Consider the following 15,277-nt stretch of genomic DNA (forward strand, 5'->3'; position numbering starts at 1 on the left):
GCGTCCGAGCCGGTCAGAGGCCGGCGGTGTACAGCAGTTCGTTGGGGCTGCTCTTGCTGACGGTCAGGGCGTCCTTGGTGGTTTCGGTGGAGAGCCACAGGGCGAGGGCTTCGGGGGTCGCGTCGGTGTGCCCGGCGAGGTAGAGGGCGACGGTGCCGGTGACGTGCGGGGCGGCCATGGCGGTGCCGCCCCGGACGACGCTGCCGCCGCCGAGCTTGGCGGAGGTGATGTCCTCGCCGGGCGCGTACAGCGAGACGCAGGTGCCGTAGTTGCTGAAGTCGGTCTCCTCGTCGTACTTGTTGGTCGCGCCGACGGTGATGACCCGCTTGGCGGACGCGGGTGAGGAGAGGCAGGCGTCCCGGGCGCCGTTGCCGCCGGAGACGACGGGCAGGATGCCCGCGGTGGAGAGCGCGTCGGCGGCCTTGTTGATCGTTTCGTTCGCGTCCCCGCCGACGGAGATGTTGGCGACTGCGGGCTTCTTGGCGTTCGCCGCCACCCAGTCGAGGCCGGCGATGAGCTGCTCGTTGGTGCCCTGGCCGTCACAGCCCACGACGCGGACGCTGACCAGGTTCACCTTGCGGGCGACGCCGTAGGTCTTGCCGCCGACGATGCCGGCGACGTGGGTGCCGACGCCTTGACAGTCGGCACCGTTCTGCCCGTCGCCGATGGTGTCCGTGCCGAGGACGGCGCGGCCCTCGAACTCGTCGTGGCCGAACTCGATGCCGGTGCCGATCAGATAGGCGGTGACACCGGCTCCGTCGCCCTCGACGGTGAACTGACCGTCACCCGTACCCGCGTCCTTGTCCCAATCCTGCTGATCGATGCGGTCAAGGCCCCAGCTGGAGGCGGCTCCCCGGGTGGCCGGGGCGGGCGCTCTGGTGCCTTCCGGGACGCTCGCGACGGCGTCCTCCTCGACGGCCTCCACACCGGGCAGCGCCCGCACCTGCTCCAGCTGGGCGGCGTCCAGGCGGGCGGAGAAGCCGTTCAGGGCGTGGCGGTAGGTGTGCAGCGGCTCGACGCCGCGGACCTCGGCGGCCGTCGCGGCCGGGTCGAGGCCCTTGTGCACGGTGACGATGTACTGGCCCGGGACGGTCCGGGCCGCCTTGTGCAGCGGGGCCGGAACGGCCCGCCCGGAGGGTTCGCCGGCTGCGGCGCCCTGTGCGGCACACAGGGGAACGAGCAGGATGAGTGCGGCGGACGCGCAGCGCGCGGACAGTCGCATGGAAGGCTCCGTTCACGAAACCGACCGTCCCGGGGCCCGAACGGCCCCGTACGTGACGATCACCTTGTGCATCGTCCGTCGGCGTACTGTCCTTGAGCCCCGATCCGCCCGGGCGCTGCTCCGCTTCCCGGCCGGCGGGGTGGACGGACCGTCCGTCGGTTGGAGCGGATCCCGGGCACCCGGCTGAGGAGGTCGGGGTCGGAGCTCCGGTGCTCGGTGCCGGTTGCTCAGTCGGGTCGCTGGACGTGGTGGCGGGTGGCGCCGAAACCGGTCTCGTGGTCCCAGACGTGGGTGCAGGTGGGGCACTGGAGGTGGAGCAGGCTGCCGGTGTTGGACAGCAGGTAGCGCCAGTGGTCCCGGCAGTTGCGCCGCTCGGCGCAACTGCTGCAGCCGCGGGCGTCGTCGCAGCCAGGGCAGGCCACCCAGGCGCGTCGCCCGATGTCGGCCTGCGGGTCGATCGGCAGGAGTCCGAGCCCCACGCGCAGACGTCGCGCGAGGGTGGCCGGGTGGGTGGCGTCGGGGCGGTTGCGGAACATGGACGTTGAACTTAGGTAAGGCTTGCCTATCTGTCAAGCGAGGATCCGGGCCGCCGGACGCGGTGTCAGTGCGGGCCGGCGGGGGCGGTCCGGGCGGAGTCATGGACCCGGGCCAGGTCGTCCAGCAGGCCGGTGAGCCACAGGGTGACGTCGACGGTGTGCAGCGAGGTCGGGTCGGCGGGCGTCCGGGTGGCCGTGACGCGGTCCTCGTGCAGGGCCTCGTGGGCTTCGGCCAGCGCCCGGTCCGCGGCGTCGGCGCGGACCGGTTCGAGCAGCGCCGCGCCCTGGCGGCGAAACGCCGCGGCGACCTGGTCCGCGCGGTCCACCAGGGCTGCCGCCGCGTGCGGGCCGACGGCCGCCGTACCGGGCGGGATGCGGGCGAGCAGGGGCTCGGCGCCGCGGACGGTGTGCTGCCCGGTGAGCACGGCGGCCTGCCAGTTCGCACCGTCCCCGGCCGGTTGGTGCCGTTCGCTGCGGTACTGGGCGTACAGGGCCTCGGTGAGCAGCGCGCTGTGCCGGGCTCGCCGGAGGGCGCCCCGGGCCGGACCCGACCCGGTGACCACGGCGACGGTCTCGGACAGTGCCGCGGCGCTGCGGTCCAGCAGCTCGGCGGTGCGCCGCCGCAGGTCCTGGCCGCCGCCGCGGGGCCAGGCGCAGAACCCGGCGAGGATGCCGATCGTCGCGCCGGTGGCCACGTCGATCAGCCGGGCCTCGGCCAGTCGCCAACCGGCCGGGGTGAGTTGGGTGAAGACCATGGCGACCACGACGGTGAACGTCCCCTGCGCCCAGGCCAGCCCCAGCCCCGGGCTGATCGTGAACGCGAACAGCATGGTGGGCGGCAGCGCGGCGGCGTAGAAGACCGGGTGCTCGCCGACCGCGATCAGCAGCGCGGCGGTCACGGCGGCGCCCCCGGCGGTGCCGGCCAGGGCCGGGCGCAGCGTCATCCGGGTGTCGGCGGCGCTGGTCCGCATCAGGGTGAGGGTCGCCAGCAGGACCCAGAAGCCGTGGGTGAGGTCGAGCGCACCGACCACCAGGCGGGCCGCGCTGAGGGCGCCGGCGGTGCGCAGGGCGTTGCGGAAGTACACCGACTCGGGCGTCAGATTGCCGCGGACCCGGCGCCACCAGAGCAGCGCGGCCGGCTCGTGGGCGTACCAGAACGGCCCGGGCCGCTGGTCGGGGGGCGTGCGGTCGGGCGGTGGCGGCGCGTGTCGGGTGGTGCGGGTGGCGAGGACGAGGAAGCGGGCGCCCTCGGCGGCGCTCAGCGCGAGCGTGCCGAGGGCCAGGTGGGCCACGGCCGTCCCCCCGGGCCCGGCCGCCTTGCGGGTGGTATCCGTAGAGGTCGTGGGCACCCCGCCGCCGGGGGACGTGCGGGTGGCCTCGAAGGCGGCGATCCGTGCCTCGATCGGCGCGGCGGACGGGACCGGCCCGTCCGTCCGCACCCCTGCCCCGGCCGCGCGCAGCGCGTCGGCGGTGGCCGTCACCAGACCGGCCGCCTCCGGGTAGGGACCGCCGGCGGGGCCGAGCCGGCGGACCCGCAGCAGCTCGGCGCCGATGAAGCGCAGGGTGGTCGCGCAGTGCGTGAGGGCGCGGTCGACGGCGCCGGGGCCGGCGGGGCGCTCCATCATCGGGATCCGGGAGAACCGCAGGTCGTCGAGGAGCGCCAGAGCCCGCTCGTCGGCGGGGTTGTCGGGCGGGGCCGGGGCCGATACCGGTGGCGGCGCCGACGGCGGACCGGCTCTGCTCGGTGGAGCGGCGGGCGGGCGTCCGGCGCAGTCGGCGGCGGCGAGGTCGGCGAGGCGTGCCAGCGCCCGGGCGGCGAGCGCCACCCGGGCGCGGTAGTCCGTCGGCGACGGCTCCGGCCACAGCAGCCGCTCCGCCGCCGCGAGCAGCAGGAGACCCACCGTCACTCCGGTCAGCCGCTGCGGCAGCGTGTCCGGGGCGTAGGGCGGGAAGCACGGCAGGATGTAGAAGAGCTGGAGCCCGTTGGTGAGCCCCACCAGCCGGGGCCCGCCCACCGAGGCGAAGGCCACCGCGAAGCCCACGCCCGCCATGCCCAGCGCCGCCGTCCAGGCGTGCACGGCCAGGACGGTGCCCAGGCACACCAGCGCCCAGGCGAACGGCAGCGTCAGCAGCAGCGTGCGCGCACGGGTCCGCGCACCGCCCTCCACCCGGGCCAGCACACCGACCGCGACTGCCCCGAACAGTGCGTAGGTGGCCGTCACCGGCCGGTCCAGGCCGTAACGGAAGGTGTAGAAGCCCGCGCACGCCGCGGCGGTGACCCGGACCGCGCGATGCACCACCGCCGGCTCCGGGCGGACTCGGCGCGCGGGCACCGGCCGGTCGGGCAACTGGCGCATCGCACCTCGCTCCGGTGGGGAGGTCGGACCGGGCGGCGTCCCCTCCCCGGGGGGGCACGGCCGACCCGGCGGCGCGCCACGCGTGAAGCGGTCCCGGCCGCAGCGCAGGTCGGCACGCCGACACGCCGGTCGTCCGGGCGGCGCCGCACACCTCCACCCTAGGGCGACGGGACGGTGCCCGCAGGCCCCGCGTCTAGAGCGCCGTGTGGGCCAGCCAGTGGTCCAGCAGTGCGCGGTCGCCCGTCACGGTCACCCGGTCGTCGTCCGGCGGGACGCGGCGGGCGACGACCAGCATCAGGTCGGCCACCGCCCCCGTCACCACCACGTCGGCCTCGACCGGGCCGCGCTCCCACCGCGGTGCCTCGGGCGTTCTGGTGATCACCCAGCCCGGCGCGCTGCCCGGCGCGGTGTCCGGCCGGAACCCGATCCGCTCGCCCCGGCCGCGCAGCTCGGCGAGCGCCGGCCTGGCCGCCGCGAAGGCCGGGGCGGACAGCAGCTCCAGGTTCTCGCCGATCACGTCTGCCGCGAGGTCGTCGGCGATCGCGAACGCGGTGCCCGTCGCGAGCGCCGCGTCGTAGTGGTGGACGCAGGTGTCGCTCAGCATCCTGCGCAGGAGGAAGGCCGCCGGTCGCGGCCCCAGGAACGTGCGGATCCCGGTGTCCGCGCCGGTCTCCCCGATCGCGCGGATCAGCTCCTCCGCGCCCTCGCGCAGCCACCGGTCCCAGCCGTCCGGGGTACCGGGCCCGGCCTGCCACGGGTCGGGTACGGGCAACTGCTCGCCCGTGCACACGAGTTCGGCCGCCCACCGGAGTTCCTGGCCGACGTGCCCGACGAGGGTGCGCAGCGGCCACTGCGGGCAGGTGGGCACCCGGCCGTCCGGGTCCCCGTCGGCGACGGCACGGGCGAACCCCGCGGTCTGATCCCGCAGGCCCTCCACGAGCCGTGCGGTGTCCGTGGTCGATGTCCTCACGAAAGCTCCTCTCACGGGGTCTCGCGGGTACGGTAGGACCTCCAGCCCGGTGGAGGTTCAAGTGCCTTTGCTCGACGAGACGCTCGGGATCGGGGAGCTGGCGCGGCTGACCGGTGTGCCGGTGCGGACCGTTCGCTTCTACTGCGACGAGGGCATCGTCGACTCGGTGCGCAGCACGGGCGGGCACCGCAGGTTCGACCGGGCGGCCGTGGAGCGGCTCGGCCTGGTCAGACGGCTGCGCGGGCTCGGCCTCGGGCTGCCGGCGGTCAGGCAGGTGCTCGCCGGCGAACGCTCGGTGGCCGAGGTCGTCGCGGCCGAGCGGGCCGCGCTCGACGTGCGGCTCGCGGACCTCTCCTGGCGACGGGCCTCGCTGCGCGCGGTCGAGGAAGCCGGACCGGCGGACCGGGCGGCCCGGCTGGCGCTGCTGGCCGACGTGCAGGACGGGGGTGCCGCCCGTGACGCGCTGATCGACTTCTGGCGGCGCACGATGGTGGCCCCGGTGTCCGAGGCGATGCTCGCCGCGTTCGTGACCACGGCAGTGCCCGATCCGCCCGCCGATCCGACGCCGTCGCAGGTGGTCGCGTTCGCCGAGCTGTTCGCCCTGGCGGGCGACCGGGAACTGACCCGAGGTCTGCTGGCGATGGCTCGGGCCAACGCCGAACTGGTCGCAGACGAGGCCGAGTTGCTGAACGGGATCGGCGAGGCGTGCGCGCTGGCACAGCCTGTGGTGCGGGCGGGCACGCCGCCCCGTGCGGGCCCCGAACTCGACCGGTTCGTCGCGGCACACGCCTCGGTGCGCGCTGGCGGCGACACCCCTCGGTTCAGGCGTCGGCTGCTGGCCCACCTGGCGGCCGACCGCGACCCGCGGATGCGCCGCTACTGGCGACTGGTGGCCGAGGCCGGCGGCGACCCGGCCACGATCGGGGCCTCCCACCTGTGGCTGACCGACGCCCTCGAACGGACCGTACGGCCGGGCGGCGCGGGCCGCTGAGCGGTCCGGCCACCGGCAGCCCGTGGGCGGTGCCGCCCTGAGGCCTTCAGACGTTCAGACCTTCAGGCCGTGGCGGGTGACGTACCAGTAGTGGAAGCCGAACAGCGCGCCCAGGACGGCCGGCCACTGGAGGCTGGTCACCAGTGGGACCGCGTCGATCGGGAGCGTTCGGGCGAGGACCACCCTGATCACGGCGTCCGCGGTGAACCCGGCGCCCCAGACGGCGGTGAGCAGGCGGATGTGCCGGCGGAATTCGGCCTCGTGGTCCCAGCGGTCCGCCCACTCCCGCGCGCTCTCCTCGCCGACCTTGGAGGCGACGACCGACCGTCCGGCGCTGAGCATGAACGGCCGCCGGGTGGCCAGCGTGCCGAGCACCCACAGGCCCACCACGCCGAACAGCCAACTGTCCCGGACGAGCAGGGTCCTCGGGTCCCCGGTGACCATCGACACGAGGGCGCCGACGACCAGGAGCGTCAGGGTGAACACGGGCATCGCCTCCACCCTGCGGCGTTTCACCATCCCGTACCCGATCCACGGGGCCAGCAGCAGCCCGCTGACGGCCAGGGCGGTCCACTGGCTCGCCCCCAGGCCTTTCAGCAGGTAGTAGCCGGCGAGCGGCAGCGCCAGTTCGAGGACGAGCCCCCGGGCCAGGGCCAGGCGCCCGGCGCGGGTGTTCGTCGGCTCCGCCGCTGCCCGCGTCGGTGTCGGTGTCGGTGTGGCGTCAGGTGTCGCGGTGTCCTTCACGATGTCCCCCTCGGTGTTCCGCATGTCGTGTTCCCCCACGGTCGCTTGGTGTTCCGTGATGATCGTGAGCCCGTGCCGTGGTGCGCGGCCGTGGTGCTCGGCCCTACCGCGCGGGCGGGCCGCTACGGTGTCCGGCGGGTGGCCAGGTCGAAGATGTCGGCCAGCTCGTGCCCGCAGGCGACCACGTCCAGCCCCGGTTCGGCGACCGAGCGCAGTACCACCCCGTCGATGGCTCCGCGCATCGCGGTGACCATCACGTGGACGTCGAACTCCCGGAACTCCCCGGCGGCCTGCGCGTCACGCATGCGCTGCTCCTGCACATCCATGATCGACCTCAGGGAGTCCGCGAACCCGACGCGGTGCGGATCGTCCCCCTTGAGGTTGGTGACGACCTCGGTGAGTGCCGGCAGGTGGTCGGGGTGGGCCGCGAGGAGCTCGACGTTCGACTCGATGTAGGCCCGCAGCCTGCCCGAGTAGCCCTCGGCGGCGGTGATCCGGGGCAGCATGAACGCCTCGGACACCCGCATCACCTCGGCGACCACCTCGTGCATCAGGTCGTCCTTGCCGGAGAAGTGGTACGAGATCATCCCGGTGCTGCTCAGCCCGGCCTGCTTCGCGATCTTCGCGAAGGAGGTCTTCGCGTAGCCGGCGTCCGCGAGCACCACGATGGCGGCCTGGACGATCTGGGTGCGTCGCGCCGACTCGGTGAAGGTGCGTCCGGACCCGGAACCGGTTTGCTCGCTCGCGCTGCTCTTTGCTTGCATGAGCAAAACCCTAGGGGTTCTTGCTCGCCTGAGCAAGACGCGGCTGCCACTTGTCGCCCGGATTCCCCTCGCTCTTGCCGTGGAAGCGGTTTCGGTCGTCGGCGGGCTCTTGGGGAATGGAAGGCCGGAAGGGCCTGCGAGGAGGCGTTATGTCCAGTGCATGTCAAGAGTCTCGACAGGATTCGCCCCGCTCCGACCGTGCGGAGCACCGTTTGGTGACCAGGCGTCTGCACGAGGCCGTCGCGCTGTCCGCCGCTCTGCTGTTGCTGGCCCTGACGGTCGCCGTCGTTCTGTTCGTCACCCGGATCGGTCAGGCCGTGGAGCAGTCCCGCTCCCCGGACTGCCTGGGGCTCGTGGTCGACGGCGCGAGGGCAGGGGTGGCGGGGAGCGGCGACCGGGCTCTGCGGATCGGCATCTGACGCAGGGGGAGCACCTGCCCGGAGGGGCCGGGGGCGGCCTCGGGCCCGCAGGGTCCGGCCGGACGCGGGAAGGCTCTCACGGAGATCCGTGAGAGCCTTCCCCGTTTCCCGGGAGCGGCGGGTGGCGACCCTGCTCCTGCCCCGACCGCCGGGCCCGCGCGCGGGTCAGCGGCAGATGAGCTTGTTGCGGGCGAGTTCCTGCACCGTTCCGGGGGTGACGGGGGTGTCGCAGGAGACGGTGCCCTCGACCTCGGCGTCGAAGGTGGTGTAGGCGGGGTGGGAGCCGAAGGCGTAGGCCCAGAAGCCGGGACCGGGGTTCCAGGGGTCGCCGCTGGGGAGGCACACGAACACGTCGGCGGAGCCCCGGACGCGGTGGGTGCCCTTGAACACGGCGTAGTCGCCGGGACGGTTGAAGTTCAGAGTGACCTTCTGGGACCACGTGCTGGTGGTGGACTTGCCGGTCTGCACGGAGAAGCCGACCTTGACGGCGACCTTCGCGAGGAACACCTTGGCCTCGGCGCTGATCTCGGTGGAGGTGTTGAAGGTGGTGCTGACGGCCTCGACCTCGGTCAGGGTGGTCTCGATGCTTCCGGTGGTGCCCGGGGCTATCGTGATGCCCTTCCAGTGCGTGAGCACGGGATCGACGGCGGCGCTGGACACTTCGTACCACTCGTGTTCGAGGTTCAGATTGCACGAGCTGGGCGGCTCCGCGTAGGCCGCGCCCGTGCTGAGGCCGGTGACGCCGGCGACCATGGCGGTCAGGACGCCGAGCGCGGCGAGACGCCGGCGTGTCCGTGGGAGAGGGGAAATGGTCACGGGGAGCTCCGGTGGGTCTCGGCCGCCGGGGCGGCGGTGATCGGTCGACGGCGGGTGCCGGAGACATTTCCTACAGACCGTCAAATGTAGGCACCCGAACGTCATTTGACTACCGCGTGAAGGTGCCGTTTCGCTACCTCGGCGTGAATGTGACGGCGAACTGCGGTGAGCAGCGCGAAGTCGGTCCGAGCGAAAAGAACCTCCCGGCCGGCCGGGTGAATTCCTGACGGTTTCCGTCACCGGAGACCCCGGCGGTTCTCCCTGGACTCCGGGGCGCACACCGGATTCGCCCCGGGCGCGGCCCGGCCGGCCGTTCTCGTCGTCCGGAGGGTAGGTGGCCGCCGGTCCTTTGGCGGGTTTTCGGCCTCGTCCGGGTGCCGTGAACGGACGGCGGCCTGAATCCGACGGCGGCCTGAATCCGACGGCGGGAACGCGCCGAGCGGGGCCGGACCCCTGATCGCCCCGTGCGGGCGGCGTTCGATAGCTTGGAGCACCGGCGTGCGCAATCCAGGCTCTGCGGAGGGATTTCACGATGCTCGACCAGGCTGCTCACCAGCTGTTCTCGTACGGGACGCTACAGCTTCCCGAAGTCCAGCTGGCCCGCTTCGGCCGGCTCCTGGAGGCACGCCCCGACGCGCTCCCGGGCTTTCGCCTGACCTGGATCTCGATCACCGACCCGGAGGTGATCGCGGCCAGTGGCACCGATCGTCACCCGCTCGTGGTCGCCTCCTCCGAGGACGGTGACGCGGTGGAGGGCAGCGTCCTCGCCATCACCGAGGCCGAACTGGCCGCCGCGGACGACTACGAGGTCGACGACTACGTCAGGACCGAGGTCGCCCTGCGCTCGGGCGCCAAGGCCTGGGCCTACCTCGCCGCGAGCACGCCGGACGGCGCGGCGGCCTGACCGACGCCGCCCGCCGACGCCGCCTGCGGCCGCGGTGCCGCCCGACCGCGTCCATCAGGGCGGCGCAACCGCGTCGACGCCGTGGCGGCGGAGGCCGCCGCTCACACCCCTCGCGAGCAGGCCGTGCGATCCGGTTAACCCCCCGAACCACGTGCTGTGACGGCGCGGAAACGCGGCCTTCCTAGGGTCACGATCGTGGGACCTTCCCACGGCGTGATCCCTGCGGAGGGAGTCCCGGTGACGATGCCGGCCTCGAAGGCGGACAGTGTGCGGACGGTCTGCTCGTACTGCGGCGTCGGCTGCGGCATCGTGCTCGACATCGGCCGGGACGCCGCCACCGGCAGGCGCACCGCTCGCAAGGTGGCGGGGGACCGGGACCACCCGACCAACGCCGGGCGGCTCTGCACCAAGGGTGCCACCAGCGTCGAGATGATGGCCGCCCCCGGGCGGGCCGCCACGGCACTGGTCCGCACCGAGCGCGGCGCCGAGCCCGCCGAGGTGGACGTGGACGCGGCGATCACGGCGGTCGCCGGACGCCTGCGGGCGATCCTGGACGAGCACGGCCCCGACGCGCTCTCCTTCTACGTGTCCGGGCAGATGTCCCTGGAGGCGCAGTACCTGGCGAACAAGCTCGCCAAGGGGTTCGTGCGCACCAACCGGATCGAGTCCAACTCCCGCCTGTGCATGGCCTCCGCCGGCTCCGGCTACAAGCTGTCGCTCGGCGCGGACGGGCCGCCCGGCTCCTACCGGGACTTCGACCACGCGGACACGTTCTTCGTGATCGGTGCGAACATGGCCGACTGCCACCCGATCCTGTTCCTGCGCATGATGGACCGGATCAGGGCCGCCGGTGCGAAGCTCATCGTCGTCGACCCGCGGCGCACCGCCACCGCCGCGAAGGCCGATCTCTTCCTGCAGATCAGACCGGGTACCGACCTGGCCCTGCTGAACGGCCTGCTGCACCTGCTGGTGGAGAACGGCCACACCGACGAGGCGTTCATCGCGGAGTTCACCGAGGGCTGGGAGGAGATGCCCTCCTTCCTGGCGGACTACCCGCCCGCGAGGGTCGCCGCGATCACCGGGATACCGGAGGCGGACATCCGGCAGGCCGCGCAGTGGATCGGCGCGGCGGGCGAGTGGATGAGCTGCTGGACGATGGGCCTCAACCAGTCCACCCACGGCACCTGGAACACCAACGCGCTGGTCAACCTGCACCTGGCCACCGGCGCGATCTGCCGCCCCGGCTCCGGCCCGTTCTCGCTCACCGGCCAGCCCAACGCGATGGGCGGCCGCGAGATGGGCTACCTGGGGCCGGGCCTGCCCGGCCAGCGCTCCGTCCTGGTGGACGCGGAACGTGCTTTCGTCGAGGAGCTCTGGGGCGTCGAGCCGGGCACGCTGCGGACCGAGGTCGGGCGCGGCACGGTGGAGATGTTCGAGCAGATGGCCGCCGGCGAGATCAAGGCCTGCTGGATCATCTGCACCAACCCGGTCGCCTCCGTCGCCAACCGCAGGACCGTCATCGCCGCCCTGGAGGCCGCCGAACTGGTCATCGCCCAGGACGTGTTCACGGAGACCGAGACCAACGCGTACGCCGACGTGGTGCTGCCCGCCACCCTGTGGGCCGAGTCCGACGGCATCATGGTCAACTCGGAGCGGAACCTCACCCTCGTCCAGGGTGTCCTCGACCCGCCCGGTCAGGCCCTGCCCGACTGGCAACTGATCGCCCGCGTCGCCTGCGAGATGGGCTTCGCCGACGCCTTCACCTACGCGAGCGCCGAGGACGTATTCGAGGAGCTCAAGCGGGCCTGGAACCCGACGACCGGCTGGGACCTGCGCGGCGTCGGCTACCAGCGGCTGCGCGAGACCCCCGTGCAGTGGCCCGCGCCGTCCCCGGACGGGCCCGACCGCAACCCGATCCGCTACCTCAACGACGGCGTCAGCCAGAGCCTGCTGGAGCGCGCGGACGGGACGCGGCCCCGGCTCGCCTTCCCCACCGCCACCGGCCGCGCCCGCTTCCTCGGCCGGCCGCACCTGCCCGCCGCCGAACTCCCCGACGACGACCACCCGTTCGTCCTCAACACCGGCCGCCTCCCGCACCAGTGGCACACCCTCACCCGGACCGGCAAGGTCGCCAGGCTCAACCGGCTCGACCCGGGCCCCTTCGTCGAACTCCACCCCGAGGACGCCGCCGCCCTTCACGCCAAGGACGGCGACCGCATCGAGGTGGCCTCCCGCCGCGGCCGCGCCGTACTGCCCGCCGTCGTCACCGACCGGGTCCGCCCCGGGAACTGCTTCGCGCCGTTCCACTGGAACGACCTCTTCGGCGAGTACCTCGGCATCAACGCCGTCACCAACGACGCCGTCGACCCGATCTCCCACCAGCCGGAGTTCAAGGCCTGTGCCGTGGCGCTGCGCGTGGTGCCCGCCCCGACACCCGCGCCGGCGGCTCCCGGGCCGGCCGCCGTCGGCCCCGCCGCCCCGGCGCGGCAGCCGCAGGACCGGCCCGCCGCTCCGGCGGCCGAGGTCGTGGGCCCGGCCGCGGCCGACGGGTCGCCCGGGGCCGGGCCCGTCCTGGCCGCGCTGTTCGGCATCACCGACCTGACACCGCCGGTCCTCACCGAGCCGGAGCGCCGCTACCTGTCCGGGTACCTCCGCGGGTACGCCGCGGGCGGGGCCACGGCGGCGCCCGGCGAGGTGCCGGTGCTGCCCGCGGGTGCGCCGTTCGCCCCGGGGACGGCGCTCTGGGTGGACGGCGTGCTGGCCGGCATGTTCTCCCGGACCGCGGCACCCGCCGCACCCGCCGCACCCGTCGATCCCGTCGATTCCGGGCCGGCCGCACCCGCCGCCCCAGCGCGGGAACTGCTCCTCCTGTGGGCCTCGCAGACGGGTACCGCCGAGGAGTTCGCCGCCACCGCGGCGGCCCGCCTGGCGGCGGCGGGCCGGGCCGCCACCCCGCTCGCCATGGCCGACACCACCCCCGGGCGGCTCACCGCCGGCACCGACCTGCTGATCGTCACCAGCACCTTCGGCGACGGGGACGCGCCCGACAACGGCGCCGACTTCTGGCACCGTCTCAGCGCCTCGGACGCCCCGCGGCTGGAGGGCGTGCGCTACTCCGTCCTCGCCTTCGGCGACACCAGCTACGGGGACTTCTGCGGTCACGGCCGCCGCCTGGACGAGCGCCTCGCGGAACTCGGCGCCACCCGCCTGCACCCCCGCACCGACTGCGAAGCCGGTGACGACGAGCCCGCCGGGCAGTGGCTCGACCAGGTCACCGGCGCGCTCGCCGCACCGGGCGAACAGCCGCCCGCGGCCGTCCCGTTCCGACCCGCGCCGTCCGAGCCCTCCGCCGTCCCGCCCGCCGGAGCGCCCGCGCCCGCCGCCCCGGCCGGCTACACGAAGGCGTCCCCCTTCGTGACCCTCCTGGTCGGCAACCGGCTGCTCAGCCTGCCCGGATCGCAGAAGGAGATACGGCAGTTCGCCTTCGACACCCGCGGCGGCGCACTCGGCTACGAGGCCGGTGACGCCCTCGGCGTGTGGCCGGCCAACGGCTCGGGACTCGTCGCCGAATGGCTGGCCCTGACGGGCCTCGACCCCGAGGAGAGGGTCTGCCTGCCCGACAGCGGCGACCTCTCCCTCGTCGACGCCCTGCGGACCCGACTCGACATCGCCCGCATCACTCCCCACCTGCTCGGGTTCGTCGCCGAGCGCACCGGCGACCGCTCCCTGAAGCGGCTGCTGCGCCCCGACAACAAGGGCGAGCTGGCGAAGTGGAGTTGGGGGCGGCAGGCCGCCGACGTGGTCGGCGCCTTCCCCGTCCGGGCCTCGGCCGCCGAATGGGCCGCGGTGCTCAAGCGGCTCCAGCCCCGCCTCTACTCCATCTCCTCCAGCCCGCTGGCCCATCCCGACGAGGTCCGCCTCACGGTGTCCGTCGTCCGCTACACCAACGACCTCGGCCGCGACCGCAAGGGCGTCTGCTCCACGTACCTGGCGGACAGTGCCGACGACGGCCCGGTGCAGGTGTTCGTCCAGCGCTCCCCGCACTTCCGCCCGCCCGCCGGCCCGGCCACCCCGATGATCATGGTGGGCCCCGGCACCGGCGTCGCGCCGTTCGTCGGCTTCCTGGAGGACCGGCAGGCCCGCGGTCACACCGGCCCCAACTGGCTGTTCTTCGGCGAGCAGCGCGAAGCCACCGACTTCTACTACCGCGAGGACCTGGAGGCCTTCCGTGCGTCCGGCCACCTGGACCGCCTCGACGTCGCCTTCTCGCGCGACCAGCGCAACAAGGTCTACGTCCAGGACCGGATGCGCGAACACGGCCCGCGCCTGTGGCGCTGGCTCCAGGACGGCGCCCACGTCTACGTCTGCGGAGACGCGGGCCGGATGGCCAAGGACGTCGACCGGGCCCTTCGGGAGATCGTCGCCGCACACGGCGGGATGGACGAGGAGTCCGCCGCCGCCTACGTCCGGCAGCTGGCGGGCGACAAGCGCTACGCCCGGGACGTCTACTGAGCAGTGTGGACGGACGATGCGAATGCACCCGGTTCGATATCCGCAATTGTGCTTTCGACAAGGAGCCCGGATATCGGATCTGGTGATATCCACAGGGGAATTCCGGTGCGGGCGATCGCGACCTGAAAAGCTGTCGGAAGATCTCGCTGATCATGTATGTTGCGCGTGTCATTTCCGTTGCTCGGGGCGGCGGCGACTACCGGGCGGTCTTCGCCTGGGCCGAACTCGACCCGGGATTCGCCAGGAGCCAGGTGCTGCTCGCGGTGTCCGAGGACGGCGTGCCCTTCGACGACACCGCCGGGCCCCGCCTGGTGGCACCCCAGGACACGAAGGGCGGTCGGTACGTGTCCGAGCTCAACCAGTTGTGGGTCGGCACCGTCGACCCGGTGGTCGACAGTGGGCACTGAGCCGGGCGGCGAACGGGCTCCGGGCGCGGTCGACCGCTCCTCCGCCGCGGGCGGACCGCCGTCCGACGCGGCCGGGCTCTCCTCCGACGCCGCCGGGCCGCCGCCCGGCGGCGCTCGCGCCGCTGCCCGACTTCCCCGACGACCGGCTCGACCCCGCCCGCAGCGGCGGCGACGTCTTCGTGCGGATCGGCGCCGACGACCCGCTCGCCGCCGTGCACGCCCTGCGCACCGTCCGGCGCCTCGCGCAGGGCGACGCCGCCAGCCGGTGGCTCATGGCAGGCTTCGGCCGCGCGCGGGGTACCGCCCCCGCCGACACCACCGATCGCAACCTCATGGGTCAGCTCGACGGCAGCGGCAACCCCGACCCGAGCGACCCGGCGGCGTCGGCGCGGATCGTGGTGACGGGCGGCGTCGCGGCGGGCGGCCTTGCGGCGGGGGACTACGTCGGGCGGGCGCTGCTGGAGGGATAGCCATGAGCACTACGCCCCACGGCTTGCATCTGCAAGGAAACAATGAGTAGTGCCCTTGCAGATGCAAGCTTCTGGATGCCCGTCCCCGCTGGTTGATCCTCCAGTCCGGCAGTGGATCACTGGTGTGCGGCACCACTCGTCCGCACCGTCGCCACGTTGCTTCAA

At 73.6% G+C, this 15,277-nt stretch carries 13 protein-coding genes; 6 read left to right on the top strand and 7 right to left on the bottom strand.

Features of this window, described 5'->3' with window-relative positions; translation table 11 throughout:
- Window positions 1-13 precede the first annotated feature (13 nt).
- From ACFVYI_RS06185 to ACFVYI_RS06200, 4 genes are all read right to left on the bottom strand, one after another.
- The gene (locus ACFVYI_RS06185) at window positions 14-1,222 is read right to left on the bottom strand and encodes a S8 family peptidase (RefSeq protein ID WP_387881955.1); all 1,209 of its coding nucleotides are present in this window, start codon (window positions 1,220-1,222) and stop codon (window positions 14-16) included.
- A 227-nt stretch (window positions 1,223-1,449) separates the two neighbouring features.
- The gene (locus ACFVYI_RS06190) at window positions 1,450-1,758 is read right to left on the bottom strand and encodes a hypothetical protein (protein WP_387881956.1); all 309 of its coding nucleotides are present in this window, start codon (window positions 1,756-1,758) and stop codon (window positions 1,450-1,452) included.
- Between the two features lie 65 nt (window positions 1,759-1,823).
- A complete protein-coding gene (locus ACFVYI_RS06195) occupies window positions 1,824-4,058 on the bottom strand; it encodes an FUSC family protein (protein WP_387881957.1) in 2,235 nt (744 codons plus the stop codon).
- A gap of 250 nt (window positions 4,059-4,308) precedes the next feature.
- Window positions 4,309-5,085 carry a maleylpyruvate isomerase family mycothiol-dependent enzyme gene (locus ACFVYI_RS06200; protein WP_387881958.1) on the bottom strand — a complete coding sequence of 259 codons (777 nt, stop codon included), beginning with the start codon at window positions 5,083-5,085 and terminating at the stop codon, window positions 4,309-4,311.
- A gap of 61 nt (window positions 5,086-5,146) precedes the next feature.
- Between ACFVYI_RS06200 and ACFVYI_RS06205 the strand changes: the two genes are divergently transcribed.
- Complete coding sequence (locus tag ACFVYI_RS06205; RefSeq protein WP_387881959.1) at window positions 5,147-6,076, top strand: MerR family transcriptional regulator; 930 nt, start codon at window positions 5,147-5,149, stop codon at window positions 6,074-6,076.
- Window positions 6,077-6,130: 54 nt separating this feature from the next.
- Here ACFVYI_RS06205 and ACFVYI_RS06210 read toward each other — a convergent pair whose 3' ends face one another.
- The gene (locus tag ACFVYI_RS06210) at window positions 6,131-6,844 is read right to left on the bottom strand and encodes a VC0807 family protein (RefSeq protein ID WP_387881960.1); all 714 of its coding nucleotides are present in this window, start codon (window positions 6,842-6,844) and stop codon (window positions 6,131-6,133) included.
- A gap of 98 nt (window positions 6,845-6,942) precedes the next feature.
- On the bottom strand, window positions 6,943-7,584 hold the full coding sequence (locus tag ACFVYI_RS06215; RefSeq protein ID WP_387881961.1) for a TetR/AcrR family transcriptional regulator: 642 nt from the start codon (window positions 7,582-7,584) through the stop codon (window positions 6,943-6,945).
- A gap of 215 nt (window positions 7,585-7,799) precedes the next feature.
- On the opposite strand from ACFVYI_RS06215, the gene ACFVYI_RS06220 reads away from it, so the two are divergent.
- Window positions 7,800-8,003 carry a hypothetical protein gene (locus ACFVYI_RS06220; protein WP_387881962.1) on the top strand — a complete coding sequence of 68 codons (204 nt, stop codon included), beginning with the start codon at window positions 7,800-7,802 and terminating at the stop codon, window positions 8,001-8,003.
- A 165-nt stretch (window positions 8,004-8,168) separates the two neighbouring features.
- On the opposite strand, the gene ACFVYI_RS06225 is transcribed toward ACFVYI_RS06220, so the two are convergent.
- On the bottom strand, window positions 8,169-8,819 hold the full coding sequence (locus ACFVYI_RS06225; RefSeq protein ID WP_387881963.1) for a hypothetical protein: 651 nt from the start codon (window positions 8,817-8,819) through the stop codon (window positions 8,169-8,171).
- Window positions 8,820-9,351: 532 nt separating this feature from the next.
- On the opposite strand from ACFVYI_RS06225, the gene ACFVYI_RS06230 reads away from it, so the two are divergent.
- The 4 genes from ACFVYI_RS06230 to ACFVYI_RS06245 all read left to right on the top strand — a co-directional run bounded on the left by ACFVYI_RS06230 (window position 9,352) and on the right by ACFVYI_RS06245 (window position 15,112).
- Entirely contained in the window at window positions 9,352-9,723 is a 372-nt protein-coding gene (locus tag ACFVYI_RS06230) for a gamma-glutamylcyclotransferase family protein (RefSeq protein ID WP_387881964.1), read from the top strand.
- 243 nt (window positions 9,724-9,966) lie between these two features.
- Entirely contained in the window at window positions 9,967-14,235 is a 4,269-nt protein-coding gene (locus ACFVYI_RS06235; RefSeq protein ID WP_387882039.1) for a molybdopterin-dependent oxidoreductase, read from the top strand.
- 152 nt (window positions 14,236-14,387) lie between these two features.
- Window positions 14,388-14,642, top strand: a complete 255-nt coding sequence (locus ACFVYI_RS06240; protein ID WP_387881965.1) for a hypothetical protein — start codon at window positions 14,388-14,390, stop codon at window positions 14,640-14,642.
- The gene (locus ACFVYI_RS06245) at window positions 14,600-15,112 is read left to right on the top strand and encodes a Dyp-type peroxidase (protein ID WP_387881966.1); all 513 of its coding nucleotides are present in this window, start codon (window positions 14,600-14,602) and stop codon (window positions 15,110-15,112) included. Before ACFVYI_RS06240 ends, ACFVYI_RS06245 begins: the two co-directional genes overlap by 43 nt.
- Window positions 15,113-15,277: the final 165 nt, after the last annotated feature.

Origin of the sequence: Kitasatospora sp. NPDC058218 (assembly GCF_042882445.1) — a bacterium.
Classification (GTDB): Bacteria; Actinomycetota; Actinomycetes; order Streptomycetales; family Streptomycetaceae; genus Kitasatospora.

Coding starts and splice junctions, on each gene's coding strand:
- ACFVYI_RS06185 (WP_387881955.1), bottom strand. CDS start 1,222: ATGCGACTGTCCGCGCGCTGCGCGTCCGCCGCACTCATCCTGCTCGTT.
- ACFVYI_RS06190 (WP_387881956.1), bottom strand. CDS start 1,758: ATGTTCCGCAACCGCCCCGACGCCACCCACCCGGCCACCCTCGCGCGA.
- ACFVYI_RS06210 (WP_387881960.1), bottom strand. CDS start 6,844: ATGCGGAACACCGAGGGGGACATCGTGAAGGACACCGCGACACCTGAC.
- ACFVYI_RS06215 (WP_387881961.1), bottom strand. CDS start 7,584: ATGCAAGCAAAGAGCAGCGCGAGCGAGCAAACCGGTTCCGGGTCCGGA.
- ACFVYI_RS06230 (WP_387881964.1), top strand. CDS start 9,352: ATGCTCGACCAGGCTGCTCACCAGCTGTTCTCGTACGGGACGCTACAG.
- ACFVYI_RS06235 (WP_387882039.1), top strand. CDS start 9,967: ATGCCGGCCTCGAAGGCGGACAGTGTGCGGACGGTCTGCTCGTACTGC.
- ACFVYI_RS06240 (WP_387881965.1), top strand. CDS start 14,388: ATGTATGTTGCGCGTGTCATTTCCGTTGCTCGGGGCGGCGGCGACTAC.